The 25,729-nt window shown below is 45.1% G+C and carries 21 protein-coding genes; 5 read left to right on the forward strand and 16 right to left on the reverse strand.

Features of this window, described 5'->3' with window-relative positions:
* The 3 genes from AC5EF3_RS04380 to ssb all read right to left on the reverse strand — a co-directional run.
* Positions 1 to 160 (reverse strand): adenylyltransferase/cytidyltransferase family protein (locus AC5EF3_RS04380; RefSeq protein WP_493547207.1); only part of this gene is annotated, 160 nt, incomplete at its 3' end.
* A gap of 62 nt (positions 161 to 222) precedes the next feature.
* Positions 223 to 3,168: a DNA gyrase subunit A gene (gene gyrA, locus AC5EF3_RS04385; protein WP_493547174.1), complete on the reverse strand. Its 2,946-nt coding sequence runs from the start codon at positions 3,166 to 3,168 to the stop codon at positions 223 to 225.
* Between the two features lie 343 nt (positions 3,169 to 3,511).
* A complete protein-coding gene (gene ssb / locus AC5EF3_RS04390) occupies positions 3,512 to 3,988 on the reverse strand; it encodes a single-stranded DNA-binding protein (protein ID WP_015827259.1) in 477 nt (158 codons plus the stop codon).
* 347 nt (positions 3,989 to 4,335) lie between these two features.
* Here ssb and uvrA point away from each other — a divergent pair, with 347 nt between their 5' ends.
* Positions 4,336 to 7,389 carry an excinuclease ABC subunit UvrA gene (gene uvrA, locus AC5EF3_RS04395; RefSeq protein ID WP_493547175.1) on the forward strand — a complete coding sequence of 1,018 codons (3,054 nt, stop codon included), beginning with the start codon at positions 4,336 to 4,338 and terminating at the stop codon, positions 7,387 to 7,389.
* Between the two features lie 43 nt (positions 7,390 to 7,432).
* Here the strand turns inward: uvrA and AC5EF3_RS04400 are convergent, their stop codons facing one another.
* Both AC5EF3_RS04400 and AC5EF3_RS04405 read right to left on the reverse strand, forming a co-directional pair.
* The gene (locus tag AC5EF3_RS04400; RefSeq protein WP_493547176.1) at positions 7,433 to 8,350 is read right to left on the reverse strand and encodes a hypothetical protein; all 918 of its coding nucleotides are present in this window, start codon (positions 8,348 to 8,350) and stop codon (positions 7,433 to 7,435) included.
* A gap of 49 nt (positions 8,351 to 8,399) precedes the next feature.
* On the reverse strand, positions 8,400 to 9,392 hold the full coding sequence (locus tag AC5EF3_RS04405; RefSeq protein WP_493547177.1) for a DUF3667 domain-containing protein: 993 nt from the start codon (positions 9,390 to 9,392) through the stop codon (positions 8,400 to 8,402).
* A gap of 201 nt (positions 9,393 to 9,593) precedes the next feature.
* Here AC5EF3_RS04405 and trmFO point away from each other — a divergent pair, with 201 nt between their 5' ends.
* Positions 9,594 to 11,015: a methylenetetrahydrofolate--tRNA-(uracil(54)-C(5))-methyltransferase (FADH(2)-oxidizing) TrmFO gene (gene trmFO / locus AC5EF3_RS04410; RefSeq protein ID WP_493547178.1), complete on the forward strand. Its 1,422-nt coding sequence runs from the start codon at positions 9,594 to 9,596 to the stop codon at positions 11,013 to 11,015.
* Between the two features lie 68 nt (positions 11,016 to 11,083).
* Here the strand turns inward: trmFO and AC5EF3_RS04415 are convergent, their stop codons facing one another.
* Entirely contained in the window at positions 11,084 to 11,497 is a 414-nt protein-coding gene (locus AC5EF3_RS04415) for a response regulator (protein WP_015827254.1), read from the reverse strand.
* Between the two features lie 453 nt (positions 11,498 to 11,950).
* On the opposite strand from AC5EF3_RS04415, the gene AC5EF3_RS04420 reads away from it, so the two are divergent.
* Positions 11,951 to 12,718, forward strand: coding sequence for a haloacid dehalogenase type II (locus AC5EF3_RS04420; protein WP_493547179.1), 768 nt, complete (start codon positions 11,951 to 11,953; stop codon positions 12,716 to 12,718).
* 25 nt (positions 12,719 to 12,743) lie between these two features.
* Here AC5EF3_RS04420 and AC5EF3_RS04425 read toward each other — a convergent pair whose 3' ends face one another.
* Positions 12,744 to 13,436, reverse strand: coding sequence for a squalene/phytoene synthase family protein (locus AC5EF3_RS04425; RefSeq protein ID WP_493547180.1), 693 nt, complete (start codon positions 13,434 to 13,436; stop codon positions 12,744 to 12,746).
* A 63-nt stretch (positions 13,437 to 13,499) separates the two neighbouring features.
* Between AC5EF3_RS04425 and AC5EF3_RS04430 the strand changes: the two genes are divergently transcribed.
* Positions 13,500 to 14,090 (forward strand): superoxide dismutase, encoded by a 591-nt coding sequence (locus AC5EF3_RS04430; RefSeq protein ID WP_015827251.1) that lies wholly within the window; start codon positions 13,500 to 13,502, stop codon positions 14,088 to 14,090.
* Positions 14,091 to 14,242: 152 nt separating this feature from the next.
* On the opposite strand, the gene AC5EF3_RS04435 is transcribed toward AC5EF3_RS04430, so the two are convergent.
* From AC5EF3_RS04435 to serS, 9 genes are all read right to left on the reverse strand, one after another.
* Positions 14,243 to 16,282 carry a methyl-accepting chemotaxis protein gene (locus AC5EF3_RS04435; RefSeq protein ID WP_493547181.1) on the reverse strand — a complete coding sequence of 680 codons (2,040 nt, stop codon included), beginning with the start codon at positions 16,280 to 16,282 and terminating at the stop codon, positions 14,243 to 14,245.
* 85 nt (positions 16,283 to 16,367) lie between these two features.
* Positions 16,368 to 16,691, reverse strand: coding sequence for an energy transducer TonB (locus AC5EF3_RS04440; protein WP_015827249.1), 324 nt, complete (start codon positions 16,689 to 16,691; stop codon positions 16,368 to 16,370).
* A 443-nt stretch (positions 16,692 to 17,134) separates the two neighbouring features.
* Positions 17,135 to 18,118: a protein translocase subunit SecF gene (gene secF / locus AC5EF3_RS04445; RefSeq protein WP_493547182.1), complete on the reverse strand. Its 984-nt coding sequence runs from the start codon at positions 18,116 to 18,118 to the stop codon at positions 17,135 to 17,137.
* An 11-nt stretch (positions 18,119 to 18,129) separates the two neighbouring features.
* The gene (secD, locus tag AC5EF3_RS04450) at positions 18,130 to 19,722 is read right to left on the reverse strand and encodes a protein translocase subunit SecD (RefSeq protein ID WP_015827247.1); all 1,593 of its coding nucleotides are present in this window, start codon (positions 19,720 to 19,722) and stop codon (positions 18,130 to 18,132) included.
* Between the two features lie 12 nt (positions 19,723 to 19,734).
* Positions 19,735 to 20,088, reverse strand: coding sequence for a preprotein translocase subunit YajC (yajC, locus tag AC5EF3_RS04455; RefSeq protein WP_015827246.1), 354 nt, complete (start codon positions 20,086 to 20,088; stop codon positions 19,735 to 19,737).
* 160 nt (positions 20,089 to 20,248) lie between these two features.
* On the reverse strand, positions 20,249 to 22,111 hold the full coding sequence (locus AC5EF3_RS04460; RefSeq protein WP_493547183.1) for a peptidoglycan DD-metalloendopeptidase family protein: 1,863 nt from the start codon (positions 22,109 to 22,111) through the stop codon (positions 20,249 to 20,251).
* Positions 22,112 to 22,153: 42 nt separating this feature from the next.
* Positions 22,154 to 22,792 (reverse strand): protein-L-isoaspartate(D-aspartate) O-methyltransferase, encoded by a 639-nt coding sequence (locus AC5EF3_RS04465; RefSeq protein WP_149037497.1) that lies wholly within the window; start codon positions 22,790 to 22,792, stop codon positions 22,154 to 22,156.
* Positions 22,793 to 22,815: 23 nt separating this feature from the next.
* Positions 22,816 to 23,583, reverse strand: a complete 768-nt coding sequence (gene surE, locus AC5EF3_RS04470; RefSeq protein WP_015827243.1) for a 5'/3'-nucleotidase SurE — start codon at positions 23,581 to 23,583, stop codon at positions 22,816 to 22,818.
* Positions 23,583 to 25,034: a serine--tRNA ligase gene (gene serS / locus AC5EF3_RS04475; protein WP_493547184.1), complete on the reverse strand. Its 1,452-nt coding sequence runs from the start codon at positions 25,032 to 25,034 to the stop codon at positions 23,583 to 23,585. The genes surE and serS overlap by 1 nt, the downstream gene beginning before the upstream one ends.
* A 213-nt stretch (positions 25,035 to 25,247) precedes the next feature.
* On the opposite strand from serS, the gene AC5EF3_RS04480 reads away from it, so the two are divergent.
* Positions 25,248 to 25,724, forward strand: a complete 477-nt coding sequence (locus AC5EF3_RS04480; protein ID WP_493547185.1) for a hypothetical protein — start codon at positions 25,248 to 25,250, stop codon at positions 25,722 to 25,724.
* Positions 25,725 to 25,729 lie beyond the last annotated feature (5 nt).

Consider the following 25,729-nt stretch of genomic DNA (forward strand, 5'->3'; position numbering starts at 1 on the left):
CCATTTCTACACGTTCTTCAACGCTTAATAATGGCCCTTTTGACTCGTTCACTGCGACCCCAATCACCAATTTATCAACAAGCTTTACAGCTCTACTGATGATATCCATATGGCCATAAGTTATCGGGTCAAATGTCCCGGGATATAAACCTATTTTCATTTGAGCGTCGCCTCTCCCGATTGGAAACCACTTTGCGGCACCCGCAAAATTATGACCGATCGTTACTCTTGCTGGTCGTTAGATGAGTCATTGGTTTCTGAATTTGGCTCACCTTCTGGTGCACCATCAATGGCTACATCAACAATTTCAGCGCTGCCGTCAACATTCTCCTCGGTTTCATTTTCGTCTACATCGCTTTCTTGCTCAGCGAGACGCTCCACAGACACAACACGTTCTTCACCACTCGTGCGCAATACTTTCACACCTTGAGTTGCACGTCCCGCAATTCTAATCTGCTTCGCTGGTGTCCGAATAAGTTGCCCTGCATCAGTCACCAACATGATCTCATCCCCATCTTCAATCGGGAATGCGGCAGCAAGACGGCGCCCAGCATTGAGTTTGTGCGCAATCAACCCTTTTCCACCGCGACCAGTCACACGATAATCATAAGCTGAGGCACGTTTTCCCATACCATCTTCAGTTATCGTCAGTAGGAATTCTTCTGCGGCACCCAATTCAGCAATGCGTTCAGGAGAAAGCGCTGCTTCATCACCCTCATCATCTGCATCAGGCTCCGAAACAACATCTATTTCGGTATCACCCTCTTCTTCACCCAATGCACGACGCATCGCTGATGCATGTTTAAGGTATGCGCGAGCCTCAGGCGAGGTGATATCCATGTGACGCAATACAAGCATTGAGATGACTTCATCTCCATTCGCCAAGCGAATTCCACGCACTCCAGTAGATGTCCGTCCAGTAAATACACGTACGTCTTCGACTTTGAAACGGATACATTGGCCCAAAGCCGTCGTTAGCATGACATCATCATCTGGAGAACAAATCTGGACGCCAACAATACCGTCATCACTACCTGCAACTTGCGCTTCATCTAACTTCATCGCGATTTTACCATTACGGTTTACTTGCGTGAAATCTGAGAGTTTGTTTCGGCGCACACCACCCGAACGCGTCGCAAACAATATGTTCATGTTTGCGCGTTCTTCCTCATCTTCAGGAAGCGGCATCACGGATGTAATCGTTTCACCTTTATCCAGAGGAAGCAGATTTACCAGAGCTTTACCGCGAGATTGCGGTGTACCAAGAGGCATGCGCCAGACCTTGGTTTTGTAAACCATACCAGTAGAGGAGAAGAAGAGAACTTCCGTATGTGTGTTGGCGACGAAAAAGCGCGTAACGGCATCTTCTTCTTTTGTCCCCATACCAGAACGTCCACGACCACCACGATGCTGTGTCCGGTAGATAGAAAGAGCTGTCCGTTTAGCATATCCGCCATGAGTAAACATAACGACCATGTCTTCTTTCTCAATGAAGGCTTCGTCGTCCATGTCCAATTCAGCTTCAATGAATTGAGACCGCCGTGGGATAGCAAATTCTTCGCGTACAACACGTAATTCTTCGGTGATTATTTCCATCACGCGAGGACGTGAAGACAATATGTCTAGATAGTCCGCAATCCTATCGGCTAGTCCACGTGCTTCATCGCCAATTTCATCACGTCCAAGCCCTGTTAGGCGCTGTAGACGCAAATCAAGAATAGCACGAGCCTGCTCTTCAGAAAGTCTAATTTCACCTGCTTCATTTGCAACAGTTCGACGATCTGCAATCAAATTGATAAGCGACAGCATATCCTGAGCTGGCCAGGCTCTATCCATCAATTTCTCACGTGCTGTTGATGGATCTGGAGAATGGCGAATAATTTTGATGACCTCATCAATGTTGGCCACGGCCAATGCCAAACCAACCAACAAATGCGCTCTAGCACGTGCTTTATTGAGTTCAAATTTTGTCCGGCGAGCAACCACTTCCTCACGGAAGATGATAAAGGCCTGCAAAATAGCTTTAAGAGACAACAACTCTGGACGCCCGCTATTGAGCGCAAGCATGTTCATTCCAAAAGATGTCTGCAATTGTGTGTATCTGAAGAGCTGATTTAGGACCACTTCGGGCGACGCATCGCGCTTGACTTCAACAACCACACGCACACCATCACGGTCACTCTCATCGCGCATGTCCGCAATGCCTTCAATGCGTTTATCACGCACTAATTCCGCGATCTTCTCAATCATAGATGCCTTGTTTACCTGATAAGGAATTTCAGTAAAAACAAGAGCTTCACGACCATTCTTTAATTCTTCAATTGAACTTTTTGATCGCATAATAACTGATCCACGACCAGTCATTAGTCCGGACCGAGAACCTGCCCGACCAATGATCAATGCACCTGTTGGAAAGTCAGGTCCAGGCACGATTTCCAGAAGCGCTTCATCATCAATATTTGGATCTTCAATCATCGCAATTGTTGCGTCGATGACCTCTCCAAGATTGTGAGGCGGAATGTTGGTCGCCATCCCCACAGCAATACCACCACCACCATTGACTAGTAGGTTTGGGAACCGCGCGGGTAGGACGATTGGCTCTTTCTCAGAGCCATCATAGTTTTCCTGAAAATTGACCGTGTCTTTGTCAATGTCAGCGAGAAGATGGTTTGCTACCTTTTTAAGTTTGACCTCTGTGTAACGCATGGCAGCCGCAGGGTCGCCATCCATTGATCCAAAATTTCCCTGGCCATCCAACAAAGGAAGCCCCATTGAGAAATTCTGTGCCATCCGCACTAGCGCGTCATAAACAGATTGGTCACCGTGTGGGTGATATTTACCAATTACATCACCAACCACACGAGCAGACTTTTTATACGCTTTGTCGAATGTATAACCCTGCTCATTCATCGAGAACAGAATACGGCGATGCACAGGTTTCAAACCATCACGCACATCTGGTAGTGCACGACTAACGATCACGCTCATCGCATAGTCCAGATAAGATTTTTTCATCTCATCTGAAATATTTATAGGTGATACACCATCTTCGCCCGCATCAAAACGAACAGGTAGCTGAGGATCGTCCGGACCACCAGCTTCCCCATTGGCAGCGTCTAAGCCATTTTCAGGGTTTTCGTTCTCTGGATTTTCAGTTTCGTCAGACACGCGCAATTCCTACCTACTAAGACGAGCGCATAAAGTGCACTCCGATTCTATAGATTCGTAGATTAGTTTACGACGCTTTCTGTCATATTACCAAACACTGTTGTGCTGTTCTGAGGTGAAACACGCACTTTTCGGCAGCTAAAATGTATTTTTTCGTATTCTGAGGCGCCTTAGAGACATTTTCATCACATTTCGCTGGTTACCAAGGAAAATACAAAACAGGTATCAGGCTCCCTTTATTTGGATTTTTCTACATAAAGAGCATAAAAAAACGCCGACCTTTTATCTAAAACAAAAGATCGGCGTCATACATTTTAAATATAAAGGACTTACAGCCTAGATACTAGAATGGAATTTCGTCGTTCAGGTCAGCTGAGAAATCTTCGCGTGGTCCATCAACTTGACGCGGTGAACTGTCACCATAACTTCCACCATCTTCGCTAACGCCGCGACCACCACTTGGCCCATCACGACCATCCAGCATTGTCAGCGTTGAACCAAAATTACGCAAAACAACTTCAGTTGTGTATTTTTCTTGACCTTGGTTATCAGTCCATTTGCGGGTTTCAAGCTGGCCTTCAATATAAACCTTAGAGCCCTTTTTAACATAGCGCTCGACGATTTTCACCAAACCTTCAGAGAAAACAGCCACGCGGTGCCACTCTGTTTTTTCTTTTCGTTCACCGGAATTGCGGTCTTTCCAGCTTTCAGACGTCGCCACAGTAAAACTGGCCACAGAGCCACCATTTGGGAATTGGCGTATTTCTGGGTCTCGCCCCAGATTGCCCACTAGGATAACTTTATTTACTGATCCGGCCATGTAATCGTCTTTCCACTCGGCTATTCATTTAATCGGCAGACGATATACGCCTCCCACATACTATTCTAGCACTGTTATTCACTTGAAACCATTTGTTAACAATAATTTTGATTAATGTTCACTTTATGTTCTACAACCCGAGAATACAATTGTAAAGAGAGCAAATCACTACTGACAAAAACGTGTCATCAAACACCTTCCATTCCAGCAAACTATGAGAAAAATTAACTCACACGAGTTTCCCTTTTCGTTCTCCTATTCTATGTCTTGTACATAAGCTGCGGCAATTACAGAGTCGTTTGCATTAGATAGACCAATCTAAAGATCCAAAACTTCAGAGCGAAATCATGTCTACAGAACTAAAATCTATCCGCGTTCGCGGTGCAAAAGAACATAATCTGAAAAATGTAGACATAGACATTCCCCGCAACGAACTTGTGGTCATGACAGGATTATCTGGATCTGGAAAATCCTCATTAGCTTTCGACACAATCTACGCAGAAGGCCAGCGCCGCTATGTAGAAAGCCTATCGGCCTATGCCCGCCAATTTCTGGAATTAATGCAAAAGCCAGATGTTGAATCGATTGAAGGCTTGTCGCCAGCCATTTCCATCGAACAGAAGACGACATCCCGTAATCCCCGCTCTACAGTTGCCACAGTTACTGAGATTTATGACTATATGCGCCTACTCTGGGCGCGTGTTGGTATTCCTTATTCGCCAGCAACAGGCTTACCCATCCAAAGCCAAACCGTCACACAAATGGTTGATCGCACAATGCAGATGGAAGAAGGCACACGCCTTTATCTTTTGGCCCCAATCGTGCGCGGCCGCAAAGGCGAATACCGCAAAGAATTTGCCGACCTTTTAAAACGTGGATTTGCGCGTGTAAAAGTTGATGGTGAATTCTATGAACTAGAAGATCCACCAACACTCGATAAAAAATTCAAACACGACATCGATGTGGTCGTTGATCGCATAGTCGTTCGCGACAACATGAAACAACGTCTTGCCGAAAGTTTTGAAACAGCGCTTGAACTCGCAGAGGGTTTAGCTGTCGCTGAACTTGCAACCTTAGAAGAAGGCGAAACCACGCCAAAACGGATCATTTATTCATCCAAATTTTCCTGCCCCGAATCTGGTTTCACCCTACCTGAAATTGAACCTCGGCTATTTTCTTTCAACAACCCATTTGGTGCATGTCCGTCATGTGATGGATTGGGTGAACAGCTAAAAATGTCTCCAGCCTTGATCGTGCCCGATCACAGTAAAACGCTTGAAGGCGGCGCAATTGCACCTTGGGCCAAGTCTTCATCGCCCTACCAAATTCAAACTTTACGCGCCATATCTCGTAAGTATGATTTCAAATTGGAAACACCGTGGAACAAACTTTCAAAAAAGATCCAAGACATTATCCTGTTTGGAACAGGCACAGATGAAGTTGATTTTGTTTATGATGATGGTGCACGCCGTTATGAAGTCACAAAAACATTTGAAGGCGTTATCCCAAACCTAGAACGCAGATGGCGTGAAACCGATTCAACTTGGGTGCGTGAAGATATTGCAAAATATCAAGGTTCAGCACCCTGCCGCGCCTGTGATGGCTTCCGCCTTAAACCAGAAGCACTGTGTGTAAAAATTGGCGATGAACATATTGGGCACATCACGCAGCTTTCCATCAAAAATGCCAAAACTTGGTTTGATAATGTTGAAAGCAAGCTTTCATCTCAACAAATCGAGATTGCGACACGTATTCTCAAAGAGATCAGGGATCGCCTTAAATTCCTCAATGATGTTGGCTTAGACTATTTGGGATTATCGCGATCATCAGGCACGTTATCAGGTGGTGAAAGCCAACGCATCCGATTGGCCAGCCAAATCGGGTCAGGCCTAACTGGTGTCCTCTACGTTCTAGATGAACCCTCTATTGGTCTTCACCAGCGAGATAATGAACGCCTTCTTGAAACCCTTCGTCATTTGCGTGACCTTGGAAATTCTGTTCTCGTCGTTGAACATGATGAAGATGCAATTTTGACAGCAGATTTTGTGATTGATATGGGGCCTCGCGCCGGTGTGCATGGCGGGGAAGTGGTCGCTGCGGGAACGCCGGCCGAAGTTCAAGCAAACCCAAACAGCCTTACCGGAAAATATCTAAACGGGGTTGAAGAAATCGCAATCCCCAAACGTCGTCGCTGGGGAACCCGTACAAAGAAGGTTTCTCTAAAAGGCGCAACCGGCAATAATTTGAAAAATGTTGATGTTGAAATCCCGTTGGCAACTTTTACATGTGTTTCCGGTGTATCAGGTGGCGGTAAGTCAACACTCATTATTGAAACACTGTACAAAGCGCTCGCACGCAAACTTCAAAACACCTCGGCTGCACCCGCGCCTTTTGAAAGCTTAGAGGGATTGGAACATCTCGATAAAATTATCGATATTGATCAATCACCAATCGGACGTACGCCCCGCTCAAACCCAGCCACATACACCGGTGCCTTTGGTCCAATCCGCGATTGGTTCACAGGTCTACCTGAAGCCAAAGCACGCGGATATAAAGCAGGCCGTTTCTCTTTCAATGTGAAGGGCGGGCGCTGTGAAGCATGTCAGGGTGATGGTGTCATCAAAATCGAAATGCACTTCCTGCCCGATGTCTACGTCACCTGTGAAGAATGTAACGGAAAGCGCTATAATCGCGAAACACTCGAAATTCTCTACAAGGGCAAATCTATCGCCGATGTACTGGATATGACGGTGGAAGAAGCCAAAGGCTTTTTTGCGGCTGTACCGGGCATTCGCAACAAAATGGAAACACTCTACCGCGTTGGCCTTGGTTATGTGAAAGTTGGTCAGCAAGCCAACACATTGTCTGGTGGTGAAGCACAACGCGTGAAACTCGCGAAGGAATTATCGCGCCGCGCCAATGGCCGCACCATGTATATCCTTGATGAACCAACAACCGGTCTACACTTTGATGATGTCCGTAAACTTTTGGAAGTTCTTCAAGAGCTGGTAGACAATGGCAATACAGTTGTTGTGATTGAGCATAACCTTGATGTCATCAAAACAGCCGATTGGGTCATTGACCTTGGCCCAGATGGTGGCGATGGCGGCGGTGAAATCGTGGCTGTTGGTACACCCGAAGATATTATCAAAATTGATGCGAGCCACACTGGCCGCTTCCTTAAAGAAACACTGGAACGTCAAGCAGAACGCAGTGCGCGTCAGAAAGAAATTCTCAAAGCAGCAGCGCGTGCAGAAATCACTGCTTCTGAAGTCGCAGACTATGAAGCAGACGAAAAGCCTAAACGCAAACCACGCGCACCTGCAAAAACCAAAGCGCAATTGGCTGCCAAAACATCCAAAGCTAAAACAACGCGCAAGAAAAAAGCTCCAACCAAATAAGGTTGGAGCTTTAAAGCAATCATATGTCTTCAAACCAGATAGGTTAGCTTTCAGAAGCTTTCTTACTAAGCGCTTCAAGCTCTTCGTCTGATGGACGCAAACCTTTATAGAGATACGCAATCAACGAGATGCTGACGATTGATATCACCGCGTTTATAAAACCTTCGATAGAACCAACCGCAAACAATTGCGCCAAACTAGCCTCAGGCAGTTTGTCTTTCGCTGCGCCACCTAAAATCAATAAATTCGTCACACCAATGATAATTCCACCCACTAGTACCATTGGAAATATCGCTAAAAGCAAGGAGGCGACAATTCTCCAAAAGTTTCCTTTTGCAAAACTCCATGTTTGAAACACCATCATTCGTTTTTCAGAAACCGTTGCCGCAGTAACAAATGTGAGGCGTACACTCACAAAAATCAGTCCACACAAAAACAGCAGAGCTATAACCAGCAAGATAGGTCCATTACCTGTTCCCAATGCAGCAGCAAACTGCTCCATAAACAGATCTGGATTGGTTGATGCAAGCTCAGGATCTAGCCCGCTACTTGCGACAAGGATGGATGCTGCGGCAACAAGCAAGATAGCCAGAAAACCACCCACAATACCAAAAATCAAAACCAACGATAATGTAACGCCAAGAACGCGAATTTCATCAATACCGAAACCAATCCCAATAGGCGGATTATATTCATCACGAATAACGTGTCGATAAATCCCAACACCAACAACAATGCTAGTCAGCATAAAGATACAAAAAACGCCAAACGCTGTAAAACCAGAATTCACGCCATTGCTAGCATCTATTGCGGTACGCACGGATTGCATTTGATACCAAGCAGACACGCAACCCAACAAAATACACGCAGGGATCCAACGCTGCCAATTAGCAGCCAAGTATTTGTAGGCAACACCAATACTTTCCAAAATTGGCACTTTGCCCGCTGGTACTTCTGACATTTCAAAACCTTATTTTGCTTAATTTCGCTGTAGCTTCTTCATACATTGCTTAAGCTGTAATTGTGACCGTGGCTATCGTAACGACTACTAAAAAAATGGTTACAATGAAACTCCCGCACCACATTATAAAAGCCCTCAAAAAAGATGTTATTCGGCCGCTATCAAACACGACGCGTAATGTTCTGTACAAATATATAAATGGATAGAATATCAGCACGAACACAAAAATTTCTGACAAAAACTTTGGTAATACAAAACTTATCGTCATTAAAATAAACAACATTGTCAGAAAATGCAGCGAAAGCACGACATGGTCATATAAATACACACCACGCTTAAACGGATACAACACGCCAAGCCCAATAACCATGAAGGGTAGCAACAGAAAAGCGATACGTGGAGCCCAATTTTGGACCAATAACCAGAAACGTTGAGGCTCCTTCAGGAGGATGTTTATATTCTCTGTCACCAGTTGAGAATAAGCTTCCATCCCTTCTCCAAAGTTCAAATCCCCTACTGAAAGCTCTTTATTTTCAAGAACTTCAGGATTTTCACATATCTCTTCCCATTTAGCAGCGGCCTCAGGATCGTCCTTAATCTCTGCACGCGACTCTTCACAGGCTTTGGCAGCATTTGGAGCTAGATTAAAGAGGTTTTCCACATCATCACCAGATGCACCGACAACAAAAAATGTTGTAAAAAACAGTAGGCTAGCAACTAAGTAAAGCCGAAACGGCGGCACATGCGAGGCACGTTTCCCTTCAATATAATGACGCGTAATCCTACCCGGACGAAGCAAAAGCTGCGGCAAAGTTCGCCACAAACGGCCATCTAATGATAAAAAATCAGATACCCCTTCAGCTACAAGCGACCAGATAGGTCTTTGAAAATCATCAGCTAATTGCCCGCATTCATGGCAATATCGACCGGTAAGAGCGGTCTTACAGTTTTGACAATTGGTAAACTTTGGCTTGTTTTTTTTACCGGCCCGTAAAGAGCGCGCCAATCCCCAAAGGCCCCCAGCTTCTATTTCACTACTCATATGTTGCCCCAAGGATTTCCAACATCTGCCGCGTTCTAAATTGTCTACAAAGACTCACCTAAAATGAACCGATTTATCGTGTAATTTAACAAAAACACCTGATAAAAGGATCAAAAGTGTAATAACCACTACCCCTACTTTAAAAGCTGTGTTTTTAAAGGCAACTTTCATATCCCTACCCCAGTGAGATAATACCAGCTAATGACGCAACTAGACAATGACGCCAATCAGAAATCAACCCTAGCACCTATCCACGTTATTGGCGGCGGTATGGCGGGATGTGAAGCTGCTTGGCAAGCGGCTAATCTGGGTGTGCCTGTAATTCTACATGAAATGCGTCCTACTAAAAAAACTGAGGCACATCAAACAGATGGATTAGCTGAGCTTGTGTGTTCAAACTCCTTTCGTTCCGACGATTTTGAAAATAATGCTGTTGGGCTTCTTCATGAAGAGATGCGCCGCGCTAACGGCCTTATCATCTCCACAGCGCATGATCACCAAATACCCGCTGGCTCCGCTCTCGCTGTTGACCGGGATGGTTTCTCCCAAGCCGTTACAGCTAAAATACAAGCCCACCCTCTTATTACGATTGAACGCGAGGAAGTCCCCGGCATCCCTCCAGCAAAATGGGACAGTGTTATTATAGCTACCGGCCCTTTGACATCTCCTTCTATGGGAGAGGCCATAAAGGAATTAACCGGGGAAGACGAGTTATCCTTCTTCGACGCCATAGCTCCGATCGTTTATTATGATAGCATTGATATGAGCAAAGCGTGGCGACAATCTCGCTATGATAAACCTGGTCCGTCGGGTGAGACTGATGCTTATGTCAACTGCCCGATGAATGAAGAACAATATCTGGCCTTCCTTGAGGCACTGAATAATGCACCAAAAACTGAGTTCAAAGAATGGGAAAAAGACACACCCTATTTTGAAGGCTGCTTGCCCGTAGAAGTTATGGCTTCCCGAGGCCCCGAAACACTGCGATACGGCCCATTGAAACCCGTGGGTTTAACAAACGCACACCAGCCTGATGTCAAAGCACATGCGATTGTTCAGCTGCGCCAAGATAACAAGCTTGGCACACTTTGGAATATTGTCGGCTTCCAAACAAAAATGACTTATGGCGCTCAAAAAGACGTATTGCGTATGATTCCAGGTCTTGAAAATGCCGAGTTTGCGAGACTTGGTGGTATCCACCGCAACACATTTATCAACAGCCCTAAAGTGCTAAACAACAAGCTACAACTTAAAAACCAATTGCGCATTCGCTTCGCTGGACAGGTTTCCGGCGTTGAAGGTTATGTTGAAAGTGCAGCGATGGGATTATTAGCAGGACGTTTTGCTGCATTTGAACGCCTAGGCAGAGAAATAAGCCCTCCACCAGAAACGACAGCCCTAGGCTCACTAATATCCCATGTGACAGGTGGACACCTTATAGGTAAAGCAACATTCCAACCTATGAATGTAAATTTCGGCTTATTTCCAGACATAGATTTTCCCAAAGCAGATCCAGAAACAGGGAAAAGATATCGCGGCAAAGATAAAAGCCGCGCCAAAAAAAGAGCACAATCTGCACGAGCACTCAAAGACATTCAAGAATGGCTAGGAACACAGAGTTAAAAAATACTTATGCAACGAGCTCCAAATCTAGGGAATTTGCACCTCAGTGCATTTCCTTGGATTTCAATTTAGCTTGGCAAAAGCGCAATATTACACCAGTAGTCTACAATCACTTTCGCAATGTGATCATAACTTTTGATGTCAAAGGGTTTTTGGATATACGTACTAACGCGAGAAAGATAAGCTGCATTTACATCTGATTGCGCTGCCGAAGTCGACATCATTATCACCGGAATATTATGCAACTTAACATTGTCGCGAATTCGCTTCAAAAACTCAATACCGCTTTCGCCTGGCATATTGAGGTCAGTAATAATCAGGTCCGGGAGATATTCACGCTCTTCTAGCAATTGAATAGCTTTTTCACTTCTAAGGGAACAAACTAAATCCACGTTCGGAATCACCTTTAAAAGCGCTTTTTTTATAAACAACTGATCGATTGGGTCATCATCAACCAGCAAAATTTTGAAATCAGATCTCACTACTATTTCCTACAAACACGCATAAAAGATCTGCCGCCGCCCCTTCTCAAGCACCAGAACTTAAGTTAACTATTAAAAACGTGGAAAATCTTATGTTTCCTTGAGCGGATAGATAACAGACGCTGCGTGTGAAAACAACAATTCAGCAAACAGACTAAATTCTCTCTATTTCAGACACTTGATCAAATATGAAAAATATTTAATTTTTCTGAGTGGGAAAAATCAGTGAATTTCTACCCTAAATGCATGTGCGTTCCAAAACTGAATATAAAAACTAACTTTCATAACCTCAAATTAGCAATAACAGCATTTGTCCTTTTCTCTCTCAATTGCTTGAGCGCTCGCAAGGAAGTGATCAAGTTTCATAAATTTTGACCTCGCAACACATAGGAATCTATCATTCTACTATGATAGTTCAGTGCTAAATCATACGTTCAAATGAAAGCACCTCCTATGAAATTACTTAGACGATTGAAATTATTGATTGCTGTTTCCTTTTCATTTGGTCTTGTCTCTTTTGCCCCAATAGCCATAGCGGATCAGCCAGAAACACGACCTAAAATAATATTCTTCGATGTAAATGAAACGCTTCTCGATCTAGACGCCATGAAGTCATCCGTGAGCGAAGCTCTGGAAGGCCGCGAAGATCTAATGGCGTTATGGTTTTCTACCATGTTGCATCACTCCCTCGTTGATACCAGCACAGGCCAATATCACAGCTTTGGAGACATTGGCGTAGCCGCCCTGATGATGGTTGCCGAAAATAACAACATCGAGATCACGCCAGAGGCCGCCAAATCCGCCATAGCTACACCGTTGACTTCCTTGCCACCCCACCCTGATGTGATTGACGGGCTCCAACGCCTAAAAGCAGCAGGCTACACAATTGTAAGTCTCACAAATTCGTCTAATGCTGGTGTAAAAGCTCAATTTGAATTTGCAGGTCTTACCCCCTATTTCGACCAACGCTTAAGCATTGAAGACATTGAAATCTACAAACCCAATCTAGCCGCATATGACTGGGCGTTGAAAAAAATGAATGTCGATCCACATGACGCTATGCTTGTTGCAGCGCATGGTTGGGATATTGCCGGAGCCAAAGCAGCCAGCATGCAAGCCGTATTCGTAGCCCGTCCGGGCAAAGCTCTCTACCCACTCGCCAAAGAACCAGACTTCATCGTAAATGGTATTGATGAATTGGCTGACAAGCTCATCAAATAAAAAGTAGCCTAGGGAGGTTTGTTACCTAGATTTTGCTTATCTTCCCACTGGCCATCGCTTTAAAGATACTCCACCGGCGCCCTAACGGGGAAATGCCTTTGCCTGTCATATAGGCAGGCATTGTCGCCACATACAAAACAGCCCCGCCAAATTCCGGTGGTATAGTCGGGAAAGCTTGCTGAACAGCTTCAAGGCGAGGCGCAGCACATGGACTGCCTATACGGGCAGAAACATATCCACGCCCACAATCAGCAATCCCATCCTGATAAGGCTCAATCTCTAGTCTCAAAATTTTAGCAGCACATAGAGCAATCCAAGCGCCTGTCTCCATACGCGGTGGCTTGTCGACATTCTCTATACCATCCAACACATCATCATATGCATTCAGCAACCCATCTAGCATTGGCTGCATATCCGGCATGTCGCAAAACTCATCTTTCAGCGCCAAAGCCAAATCGTGGGAGCGCACAACACTTCCTGAAAATATTTGACCTAAAACCTCACGCCACCATTGTACGCGGATTCTACCGAGCATCGGTTCTGATACACCTAAGGCACGCTCCAACTCATGTACCAAAGAATAAAAAGCCACAAGTATGGCTCTTTTGCTCTTTGGAGCGTATCTACTGGCCAACCATCGATCTTCATCCGAAGATTTTAGTTTATTTTCCAGCTCTTCGTTAGGTGCGCGGATTTGGGGGCTAGTCGTATTGGTCATGAAACCATATATGGACAGTAGCGTTATATATCTAGCTGTTCATTTAAAAAAAAGGACATACCAATGGCTTTCGAACTTCCTGCACTCCCATACGCAACAGATGCACTAGAACCTCACATGTCTGCGAACACTTTTAGCTTTCACCACGCAAAGCATCACAACGCATACGTGACAAATTTGAATAAGATGATTGAAGGCACTGACTTCGCAGGCAAATCACTTGAAGAAATCATCAAGTCTTCTGATGGCGGTGTATTTAACAATGCGGCTCAAGTGTGGAACCACACATTCTTCTGGCACTCAATGAAACCACAAGGTGGCGGCGAGCCAACTGGTGCGATCGCCGACAAGATCAATGCAGATTTTGGGTCTTATGCTGCATTTAAAGAAGCTTTCGCTACAGCTGGTGCGACTCAATTTGGTTCTGGTTGGGCTTGGCTTGTCCTTGCAAACGGCAAACTAGAAGTGCGCAAAACTCCAAATGCTGAAACACCTCTTACAGAAGACGGTGTAACACCGCTTCTAACCATGGATGTTTGGGAGCACGCATATTACCTAGATTACCAAAATGCACGCCCAGTTTACATTGAAACCTTTCTTAGCGAACTTGTGAATTGGGACTTCGTAAACCAGAACTTGGCAGACGCTAGCTAGGATCACAGTTAAAAGCCAAATTTTAAAAGGCCGCTCTGCTATATGCAGGACGGCCTTTTTTTTAACATCCATGTTTTGAATATAAAAAAGCCCGCCAAATTTGACGGGCTTTCCCAACAATGAGCTCATAGAGACTGGATAAATCAACCGCCTTAAGCTGAACGAACTTTCTGTAAGAAATCTACAACGGACGTTTGAAGCCCATCAGCTTCGCCGGCCAAACCAGTAGATGCACTCTCTACTTGTTGTGCACATTGGCCAGTTTCAGATGTTGTTGCACTCAGAGACTGCACTGAATCATTAACTGTTTGAGCGCCGCTCGCTGCTTCTTGAGCTGACCGGGAGATTTCCATTATTGCTGCACGCTGCTGATCCATTGCAGAAGCAATCGATGAAGAAATCGTATCAATATCACTAATCAGTGTAGAAATCTTGTTCATCACAGAAACAGCACCACCAGAAGCTTGCTGTATGCTTGCTATCTGACTTGCTATTTGTTCAGTTGCTTTACTTGTTTGGCTTGAAAGTTGTTTCACTTCATTCGCAACGACCGCAAACCCCTTACCGGCTTCACCAGCACGCGCTGCCTCGATAGTCGCATTGAGTGCAAGCAAGTTTGTTTGGCCTGCAATATTGTTAATAAGGTCAACAACTTCTCCAATCGCTTCTGCTTCGCGATCTAGGCCTTTTACGCTTTCACTAGAAACGTGCATTTCATCAACAGCTTCTTTTGCTATCTTCGTTGAATGCACGATCTGGTTCGCAATTTCTGCGATAGAAGCTGACATTTCTTCAGCGGCAGACGCCACAGTGTTCACATTGTGAGATGCTTGATCTGCAGCACCAGCAGCTGCTCCAGTTTCATGTGTTGCGTTCTCAGCTGAACCACGCATGACCGCAGCAGTATTTTGTAATTCTGAAGTTGCTCGAGACATAACTTCAAATGTATCGCGCATTTTGCCGTCGAAATCTTCGATAAAGCTATCAATCTGACGTGTACGTGTCTCACGCTCAGCAGCTTCAACTTTTGTTTGTTCTTCAAGACGCAAACGCTCGCGACCATTTTCCTCAAACACGCGTAGAGTTTGAGACATTTGGCCGATTTCGTCTTTTCCGTCTGTGCCTGACATATCAATATCAAACTCACCATCAGCCAAACGTGCCATGGCATTGTTGAGTGCTGTCAAACGTTTGGAAATACGGCGATCCACGTAGAAGAAACCAATCAATCCAGCACCTGCTAATGATGCTAGTGTCATCAAAATAAGCAAGGTAATCGCTGTTGTATTTGTACCCAACGCTGATTTTGCTGTAGCTTCAGCATCTGCTCTAATTGTCTCTGCGAACGAGATGGTAGATGCTTGTAATGTTTCAGCAGCGGAATTTGCTTGCTCAGCTATCGCTTCAGCTTGCAATACAGATTCAAGCACCTGCGTCTTCATCGATGCAATCGTACTGTCACCTTCAGCAAAAGTGACAAGACTTTGCACAGCGTTTTTCAACTCTCCTGAGGCCACGCCACCGAGAATCGCAACATTCACTGTAATTTCATCGACCTGATAAAGTAATTCTTCTTCGATATCAGTGATACTATCAACAGTTTCCGCAAGTTCAATTTCACCGTAAAGTGAGTTCATAGTATTTGCGGAGAGGCTAATACGCAAAAGGGTTTCGATATCACCTTCTTCTGCAGTATCTAATTGGCCTTCAACAGCGGCCACCACGTCGCTTCTAAAATCACGCACATCGTTCATTGCAGAGCGCAATCTACCATCTACCGCAATTCTTTGCGTCACAACGCTGTTTAGCGAGTTTACAGCATTTTGCATTTCATCAATTGCTGCACCAACTTGCGTTAAATTTCCTACGTCTTCAGCAGCCGCTAATTCTGCAATATTCGCATCAATGTCAGCAAGGTAACTCACTAACTCATCAAGAGAACGAGATCGCTCAGTTTCACTGACAACTCCGGCAAAACCTTCTGTCGCAGCCTTAAGAACACTAGATGAAGTTCCCATATCATCGGCTGCTTCTAGAAGCGGCAATTTTTCTTCGACAATATCTGTTAAACCAGCACTGGACGAATTCAGAGCGGAGATTGAAATCCCTGAGGCACCTGCCAACGTCACTCCGGCTGCTGCAAACGCTGCAGGTAGCCGCACCCTAATCAAATTGTGATTTAACTTAGACATTATCTTTTTCAGCCCCCAGAGCTTCTAAATTTTTGATTTTTAATCAAACGGACCACTAAAGCGCAGTCCGTTTGATTATTATATTTTAAAGCTGAAAGTTAATCGTTACGTTAATGCCAGCATCTGGAGAACCTGATTCAAATTTCCATTGGCTCAGCGCTTTAATTGCTGCTGCATCAAATACACCAGGAATACTAGCGTCAGTAACAGCTACATTTTCAACTTTTCCAGCGTCATTTACATCGAAAGACAATGAAACAGAGCCTTCCAATTCACGGCGTTCAGCTCCACGTGGATATTCAGGAGCAACTTGTTTTACTACTTTAGCTTCAGCAAGTGCTGGAGCAGCACCACCAAATACAGATGCAACTGATAGAGCAGCTGCTGACAATGCAAATTTCAACTTCATGGTTTCACCCTTAAAACAGATATAGTGATACGTTTTTTTTGAATGACTGAAACATATAATGAATCAGCCAGACATACGCTTACACGGGCAAATATTGACCTCTGAGTTGCAAATGTTAGGTTAATTTAACTACCAAAATTACAAATATGTACTCATCCAAACGAATTTTTAGATCGTTTTTACTAGTCGAAACAATGTAAACAATTGATATAAAACAATTTTATGCAGAAAATAAATTTCGCAAGAAATTTAAAACACACATCAACCCTAAAATGTAATGTGCCTAAAAAGCACGTATAGGACGTTAAATTTTGGCTCCATAGCTTCAAAAGCTGAGAATATTCAAATTCATGTTAACAAATGAATTCAATAAAAAGGGCATCCATTCAACAATAGATGCCCTTCATAATATTTTTTATAGTACAAACCGCTGATTTATACCGCTATACTTGTGCGCCATGAGGTGCGTTTTCATTTTCACCACCACCTATACTTCCACGACGAAGGCCTGTGTGAAGCAATATTGCCGATGCGATAAAGATGGACGAATAAGTCCCAATAAACACCCCCCAAATCATGGCAAAAGAGAAGCCCCGCAAAACCTCACCACCCAGTAGGAAAATGGAGAATAGAGCAAGCAAAGTTGTTCCTGATGTTAGCAATGTACGAGATAGCGTCCGATTTATAGACATATCAATTACATCAGTATCAGACATTTTTTTATACCTGCGCATTTCCTCACGCACACGGTCATACACAACTACGGTATCATTCATAGAATACCCCACAATTGTTAGCAGTGCTGCAATTGTAGATAGATTGAACTCAAATTGCGTAACCGCAAACATACCAATTGTCAGAATTACATCATGTATAAGCGCAAGTACCGCTCCAATAGAGAATTGCCATTGGAACCTGAACCAGATGTAAAGAAGCATCAATCCAAGCGCAACAACTAGCGCCATGATACCGTCCTGCAAAAGTTCACCCGATACTTTCGGACCTACAGCCTCTTTACGACGCTCTTCAATGTCACCGAATTTGTCTTTCAGTGCTGAAAGTATTCCGCTTGCTGTTGCTTGTACAGCAGCCTCTACAGCCTCGCCTTCAGCATCTGGAGCTTTGGTTTTGATCAATGCGATCGTCGTGCCTGTCTCTTCCGCTACTAGATTATCTTTAATCTCAGTAACCTCGACCCCATCCAAATCAAGTTCAGACAGAGCATCTCTAATTTCGCCAATTTCGACCTTTGTTGATGTCTCGATCTCAATCACAACACCACCAACGAAATCGATACCAAAGTTAAGCCCTCGTGTTGCGACCATTGCAATAGATGCAATAATAAGAACTAACGACAAAGCAAAAGCACCAAACCTAAGTTTCATAAAACCAATTTTTGGCTCAGTAGGAAGGTATTTCAATAACATAATCTCTCTTCCTATACTGGTAGCTTTTTGGGACGAACAGTTCGCACCCAATCAGCCATAAACATACGTGTCAAAACGAACGCAGTGAATACAGAGGTAAAAACACCTATTCCCAAAGTCACCGCAAACCCTTTTACAGGACCTGACCCAAGCCAGAATAAAACGGCCGCCGCAATTAGGGTCGTTAAGTTGGCATCCAATATTGTTGAACTTGCCTGCTTATATCCTATTTCTATGGATGTAATGGGAGAACGACCATTTTTATGTTCTTCACGGATGCGTTCAAATACAAGAACGTTTGCATCAACAGCCATACCGATCGTTAGGATAATACCGGCAATACCAGGCAATGTTAGGGTTGCACCCAATCCTGACAAAGACCCAATGATGAGCATAATATTTGCTGCAAGGGATATAACCGCAAACACACCCCACAAACCATAGGCAAGAATCATAAAGATTGCGACGAGCGCCAGACCAATAGCGGATGCTGTCGTCCCTGCGCGAATAGAGTCTTCACCCAACCCCGCGCCTACCACTCGCTGCTCGACGACTTGGAGCTTAGCTGGTAACTCACCCGCCCTAAGCACGATAGCAATTGCGTTCGCTTCCTGAATTTCAAACGAACCTGTAATACGACCAGATCCACTCAAAATAGGGGAACGTACACTTGCTGCAGAAATCACTTGCCCATCAAGCACAATAGCAAAACTATCATTGATGTGCTCAGAGGTAAAATCTCCAAAAACCTTTGGTCCGCGCCCTTTTAGAGTAAAGTTAATTTGTGGACGGTTGTTTTCATCAAAACCTTGTGACGCAGTTGCAAAATCAGCACCCGTCAGAATAGGGTCTTCGTGAACGACATATTCGCGCGCAGAATAAGCATCTTGGCGCTTGACCTTCCCCAAACGCGGCTCATCTAACCGATACTGGGATGCATCAGCAGTTTCATCAACAAGATTAACGGTCATAACACCCGCACGTTGAATAAGCTCTATCAATTCTGTCGGATCGTCCAACCCTGGAACTTCAAGTACAATTCGGTTTGATCCCTGTCTTTGAATATTGGGGTCAGTTGTCCCTGAGCCATCAACACGTCTACGAACGACTTCAATAGAATCGTTAAGGGCTTCAACTTCAAGCTCTTCCAAACGAGCCGATGAAAACGTAACATTCATCACGCCGTTTTGCTCAGAGATATTTAAACTTTGCTGTCCGCCGATTCCGCCAACAGGAGAAGATAATTCACGCACCCGCCTTTTTGCTTCATCAATTTGGGTTGGTTCCATTACACGAAACCGAACACCCCCATCAACAACTTCTCGGCCACGGAATTTCACATTATTGGGCTTTTTAATAAGCGTTCGCTGAATATCCCGAGAAAGTTCCAGCAACCTATTTTGTTGCAATTCCTCTGGATCCACCTCCAGCAGTAGATAGGAACCGCCTTTAAGGTCCAAACCTAATTTTACAGTTTCAGATGGCATAAATCCTGGAAGCCCAGCGCGTTGACCTGCATTCAGCAGATTCGGCAGGCACAACCAAGCTCCTAGCAAAACAACGCCAATCACAAGAAGGCGTTTCCAAAGAGCAAATTGCAACATAATTTAGCGACTCTAGCTTTTAGAAGTATCGTTAGCTGGCTGAGGTGTATTTTTACCACGGACCTCAACAATCATAGCGCGAAGCACGCGAAGTTTTACACCCTCGCCCGCATCAATCACAACTTCAGTATCTTCGACACGTGTGATTTTACCAATAAGTCCACCCGTTGTGACAATTGTATCGCCCTTTACGACAGCATTCACCATCGCCTGATGTTCTTTTTGGCGCTTTTGCTGAGGACGAATCATTGTGAAATACAAAATCACAAGAATACCAGCGAATGGTAGCATTTGAAGCAATGGAGAAGGTTGACCGGCTGCGCCATCAGCGCTGGTCACCTGAAAAATTAGCGGTGCGATAGACATAAACGCCTCTTAAATTATTCCTTAGCCATTTCCGTTTGGAAACGAACGTGCGCCAACCCAACTGACACCAGTGTGGATAGACGCATTCAAGCCGCGGACTATATCGTCAGGTCACAACAATGCAATGTGCTGATACGCATTGGTTTATCATGTTGATGCGTTAAATTGACCGTTTGGGTAATAAATGTGACGCAGGATCTATCGGAGACTTCCCTCGACGCAACTGAAAATGCAATTGGGGACGATCAACTGATCCAGTTTCTCCAACCTTTGCAATCGCCTGCCCTTGTCGAATCGGTTGATTTTCTTCCACCAGCAATTCTTCCGCGTGAGCGTAGGCGCTGACCCAGCCGTTGCCGTGGTTTATGAGGATTAGGAGGCCGAAACCTGGTAATTCGCTGCCGGCATAGACGACATATCCATCAGAGGCGGCTTTTATTGTTGATCCGGCACGGGCGGCGATATTGACGCCGTCATTTATTTTACCATTTGGCATTTGCCCGTAAGTTTTTATGATATTCCCATTTACCGGCCATAAAAAGCCTTTTGAATCTCCGGGTAAATCAATTTTTTCACTTGTTTTTATTGCAGAAACTGGGGCCGACTCGTCAAAACGGCCCAGTGCTTCATTTTTTACAGCTAATTTAGCCGAATCGACAGCAAGGCCGTGACCTGCTTGTTGGTCTCCCCCCAATTGAACAACCGAAGGCGAAGACGCTGTTGCAGTTTGTCCTACAATTGGAGCTGCAATTCCCTTTGATTCACGCAAGATTTTATCGCGGGCTTTAGCTGATGCGATAGCTGTTGATTCTGATGCAAAAGAATCTCTGGCTAAACTTGGTAAAATCATCTGATCGCCGGGATAAATGGTCCACGGCTTTGGCAATCCATTCATATTTGCGAGCGAGCGGGTATCGACATTATAACGTCGTGAAATGGCGTATAAAGTCTCCCCTGTTTCCACGACATGGATATTTGGAGGCGGCAAATGCACGAAACTTCCAACTTCCAGACGAAATGGCGGTTGCAGGTCATTTGTTTCAACCAACGCCCGCAAAGCCACCCTATAGCGCGTCGAAAGACTGTATAATGTATCACCTGCAAGCACTTCCACCTTATCTCCAACCGGCAATTCAGATACGGAAGCATTTGTATATGCTGGGATATTTGAAGGCTGAGAATAAACTGATGCCGTAGAAGTGTTGCTTACTAAAGTTTGTTGATGCTGTGAATGCGATAATGATTGCATGGACGCCGCATTATCATATCGACCTTCATTCATTCCCATTAAATCTTCATTGGAGAAACTCATTTCTCCTGCGCCAGAAAGTTCACGCTGTTTGAAAGAATGATCAACAACACCAGCGCCGATTAGTGCTCCGCCACCTGCAACTCCTCCTGAAAGCGGTGCCATTGGTGTCGCATAAATATTTGCTACAGGAGCAGCTGCCGGAAGAGAACCAACGGCTTGATGGGGGATAGTTTGCCGCATTCCAGAATTTGCGTAATTTGCCGAGGTGCCGAATTGTTGTTGGTTTAATGACGGGTTTGTGTCGACTATTTGTGTTCCCGCTTGGCCATAAGTGACGGGTGGGTAGCGAGTCTGTGCGATTCCCTGTTGATACACACCTGTACTTTGATGAGTGACATATTGTTGTTGGGCTGATCCGGCTTGGGAATAAATTTCTGTTTGAGAATTGTTTATCGCATTGGCCCGAGCTTGTTGTTGAGCTGCTTGCTCAGCGGCCAATCGTTGTCTCTCTGCTTGCTCACGCGCCTGAGCAACTTTTTCGTAATATTGCGTATCGGGCTGACCAAGCGGGGAGCCTTGTGTCACTGGTGCATAATCTGCACCTTCAGGAATTCTATATTCGCTATATCGAGCCGCTGAACGAAATTCGACGGGTGCAGTTTCCCGCGCCTGTGCAATTGCCGGCGCGCACCAACACATACTTAGAACACATGCCAGAACCAGCTTTATGGTTAAGACTGATCTGGTAGAAAGCCGTTTTTGTTCACTCATTTATTAACTGACAAACAGACAAAATGTTCGTCCCTCACCGCATTAAAGTTCTCTTGCAGTGCCAATAATGAGGGGTAAAAACTTAGAAGCCCCTAACGTGGTTAGTTTTTCGACTTGATTTCCGACTCTTTTATAAACATTTATCTGTTGTGAGCCGTCTTTTTCTACCGGCGCAACCAATATGCCCTCGGATTTCAACTGTTGCGCCAAAGTGTAAGGCGGGCGACTAATTGCACCCGTAAGTATGATACGATCAAATGGCGCACGTTCTTGCAGCCCTTCCATGCCATCGCCATGGAATAAGCGAATATTGTCTAGCTCCAAAGATAACAGTGTTTCGGCTGCTTTTTCATGCAGGGTTCTAAAACGCTCTACGGTGTAAACCCGTTTTGCAAGCAAAGATAAAATCGCGGCTTGATACCCAACACCGGTTCCAACTTCTAAAACATCGTGATCAGGCTGAACATTCAGCGCTTGCAGCATTTGGCCGACAACAACAGGGAGGGAAAGTTCCTGTCCGCACGCAATTGGGACTTTTAAATTGTCATAAGCCATGTCGCGATATTCGGGAGGCACAAAAACAGCGCGCGGCGTTTTTTCAATCGCGCTCATCACACGATTGTCCCGCACACCAGCTTGACGCAGCAATAAAACAAGCCGCGCAGCTCTAAATGGATCCACTACACTCAACGGTCAAAGACCTTTTATAATTCGCCAAAAGACTCAATTAGCGTATCACGATAAGCATAATGCGTTAAATCGACATGTAATGGAGAGATACTGATCTTGTCTTCATAGATGCAACGCAGGTCAGTTCCACCCGGAGGATCAGATTTGGGACCACCATGTGAGAGCCAGTAATAATCACGGCCACGCGGGTCTGTACGTTTTTCTGAATTCACAATCGAAAAATCACGCAAGCCTTGTGATGTGATTTCCGTGCCTTTGACATCTTCAATTTCACAATCAGGAAAATTGACATTCATCACGACGGATTTTGGCCAGCCAGTTTCCAATAGGCGCTTGACCACTTTAGGGCCAAAATGTCGCCCTGTGTCCCAAGCCATAGATTTGCCTTTTCGAAAGCCCTTCGTTTGGGAAAATGCAATACCCGGAACACCCATGAGCATGCCCTGCACAACCGCACCAATCGTGCCAGATTGCGTTGTATCTTCACCGACATTTTGACCGTTATTGACGCCTGATAAAATCAAATCTGGTTTTTTATCAGTTAGGATGTGCTCTATGCCTAAAACCACACAATCTGTTGGTGTGCCTTCAATGCGGAAACGCTTTTCTCCGCGTTGATCAATGCGAACAGCTTCAGAGACAGTGATAGCACGGCCCTGCCCTGATTGCTCAACCAGCGGGGCGACCATCCACACATCATCAGAGATAGACCTTGCAATCTCTTCCATGACCACAAGACCCGGTGCATCTATTCCATCGTCATTTGTAACAAGAATACGCATTAGCCAATCACCTCTACACCGCCCATATAAGGCACAAGTGCTGCTGGCACTTTGATAGAGCCATCTTCTTGCTGATAGTTTTCAAGGACCGCCACGAGTGTGCGACCAACTGCAAGGCCAGAGCCGTTTAGTGTGTGCACAAATTGTGTTTTTGGTTTTTTGTTGTCTTCAGTTGGTGCCGGCTTAAAGCGTGTATTCATACGACGCGCTTGGAAATCACCACATGTCGAACAAGAAGAAATCTCGCGGTAAGTATCTTGAGACGGCAACCACACTTCAATGTCGTAAGTGCGCTTTGCACCAAAGCCGATATCACCTGTACACAAATTCACAACACGGTATGGCAATTCAAGTTTTTGCAGGATCGCTTCTGCGCAGCCTGTCATGCGTTCTAATTCAGCGTCAGATTCTTCTGGCTTGGTGATGGATACCATTTCAACCTTGGTGAATTGGTGAAGCCGGATCATGCCTTTTGTATCACGTCCAGCAGAACCAGCTTCAGAGCGGAAACACGGAGTCGCCGCCGTCATTCGGATTGGCAATTGATCTTCAGCTAAGATTTGTTCGCGCACGAGATTTGTGACAGGTACTTCGGCTGTTGGGATGAGATAGTGATGCCAGCTAGAAGGACTGTTAGCACCGCCTCTCAATTTTAAAGACTCTTCGGTTAACTTTTTTGCTGCGCTAAGTTCACCAAGTTCATATTTTTCACGAGCAGCATCCTGATACTCTAGCGCCTTTTTCAAAGTGTCATCAGACGATGTTTTGAATAAATCCTCTTCAAACTTAGGCAATTGCCCCGTTCCTACAAGCGCGTCATCGCGCACTAAAAATGGCGGTGAGACTTCCTGATAACCATGTTCATCTGTCTGCACATCAAGCATGAATTGCGTTAAAGCGCGCTCAAGCTTGGCCATTTTGCCGCGCAGCGCCACAAAGCGCGCACCAGAAATTTTAGCGGCGGCTTCAAAATCCATTAGGGCAAAGCCCTTCTCGTCTTTTAGCTTTTCACCAAGATCGGCATGTTCTTGGGGTGTGAAAGCCAATTTATTTGGCTCACCCCAGACGCGCACTTCAGTATTGTCGTCTTCATCTTCGCCATCGGGCACATCATCATAGACGATGTTTGGCAGGCCAAGCAGAATGGCATCTAGCTTGGCGCGCACGTCTGATTCGGTTTCGCCGATTTTTTCCATTGTGGTTTTGGCATCTGCGACTTCAGCCATTAGGCGCTGGGCTTCATCTTCATTGCCTGTGGCTTTGGCTTTACCGATTAGTTTAGATGATTTGTTGCGGATTTGCTCGGCATCTTGGATTTGCTGAACGGCTGCACGCAATTGCTCGTCTAGCTCAAGAATTTCCGACACCACATTACCCAATTCCGACTTGCGGCGGTTCCAGCCATTTTTATAGGCATCTGGATTGTCGCGAATGGCGCGGATATCGTGCATGGGAAGGCTCCTAAAAGGCGTAAACTCGTCTGGATATTCTATATGGGGAAGGCAATAGCATTATTCGCAAGAAATAACAGCCATATTGGCGAAACTCGCGAAGCAATCTGTTTATCGGAATAGACGCTCACATACAAATCACACGCTATTGAATTGTGAGTGAGCGATAGATGGGGTCTTATAGCTATAAATGAGCAATCAAGGGGCTGGCAGATGAGCTATATCAGGAAATACGGACATTGGGTGATATCTATCTATATCGCTGTGATTTTTCTGGATTCACTACGTTTCAAATTTACCAATGCGCCTGAAACGCAGGTGATTTTTGGTAAGCTGGATGCATGGGCTGGCACGTTTGGTGCGGGCGGGATATTTTCGCAAACGGGTCTGTTTAGCCAATATGTCATTGGTAGCGCGGAACTTGTTGCATCCGTATTGATTCTGGCAGGTTTATTTCTTGGCTATAAAACAATGCATGGTTTGGGCGCGCTGATTGGCGTGGCTGTGATGACGGGTGCGATCAGCTTCCACCTGTTCACGCCTTTAGGTATTGATCCAAACAATGATGGTGGCGGATTGTTTTTTGCGGCTATAGGTGTGTGGTTGGGGTCGATCGCGATTGCATTTATGCGCCGCAAGGAATTGCTGAAACTGGGCTGCGGGGTCGTTGGTTCAGTGTTGAGCAAATGATCAAG

This window comes from Hirschia sp. (assembly GCF_058892565.1).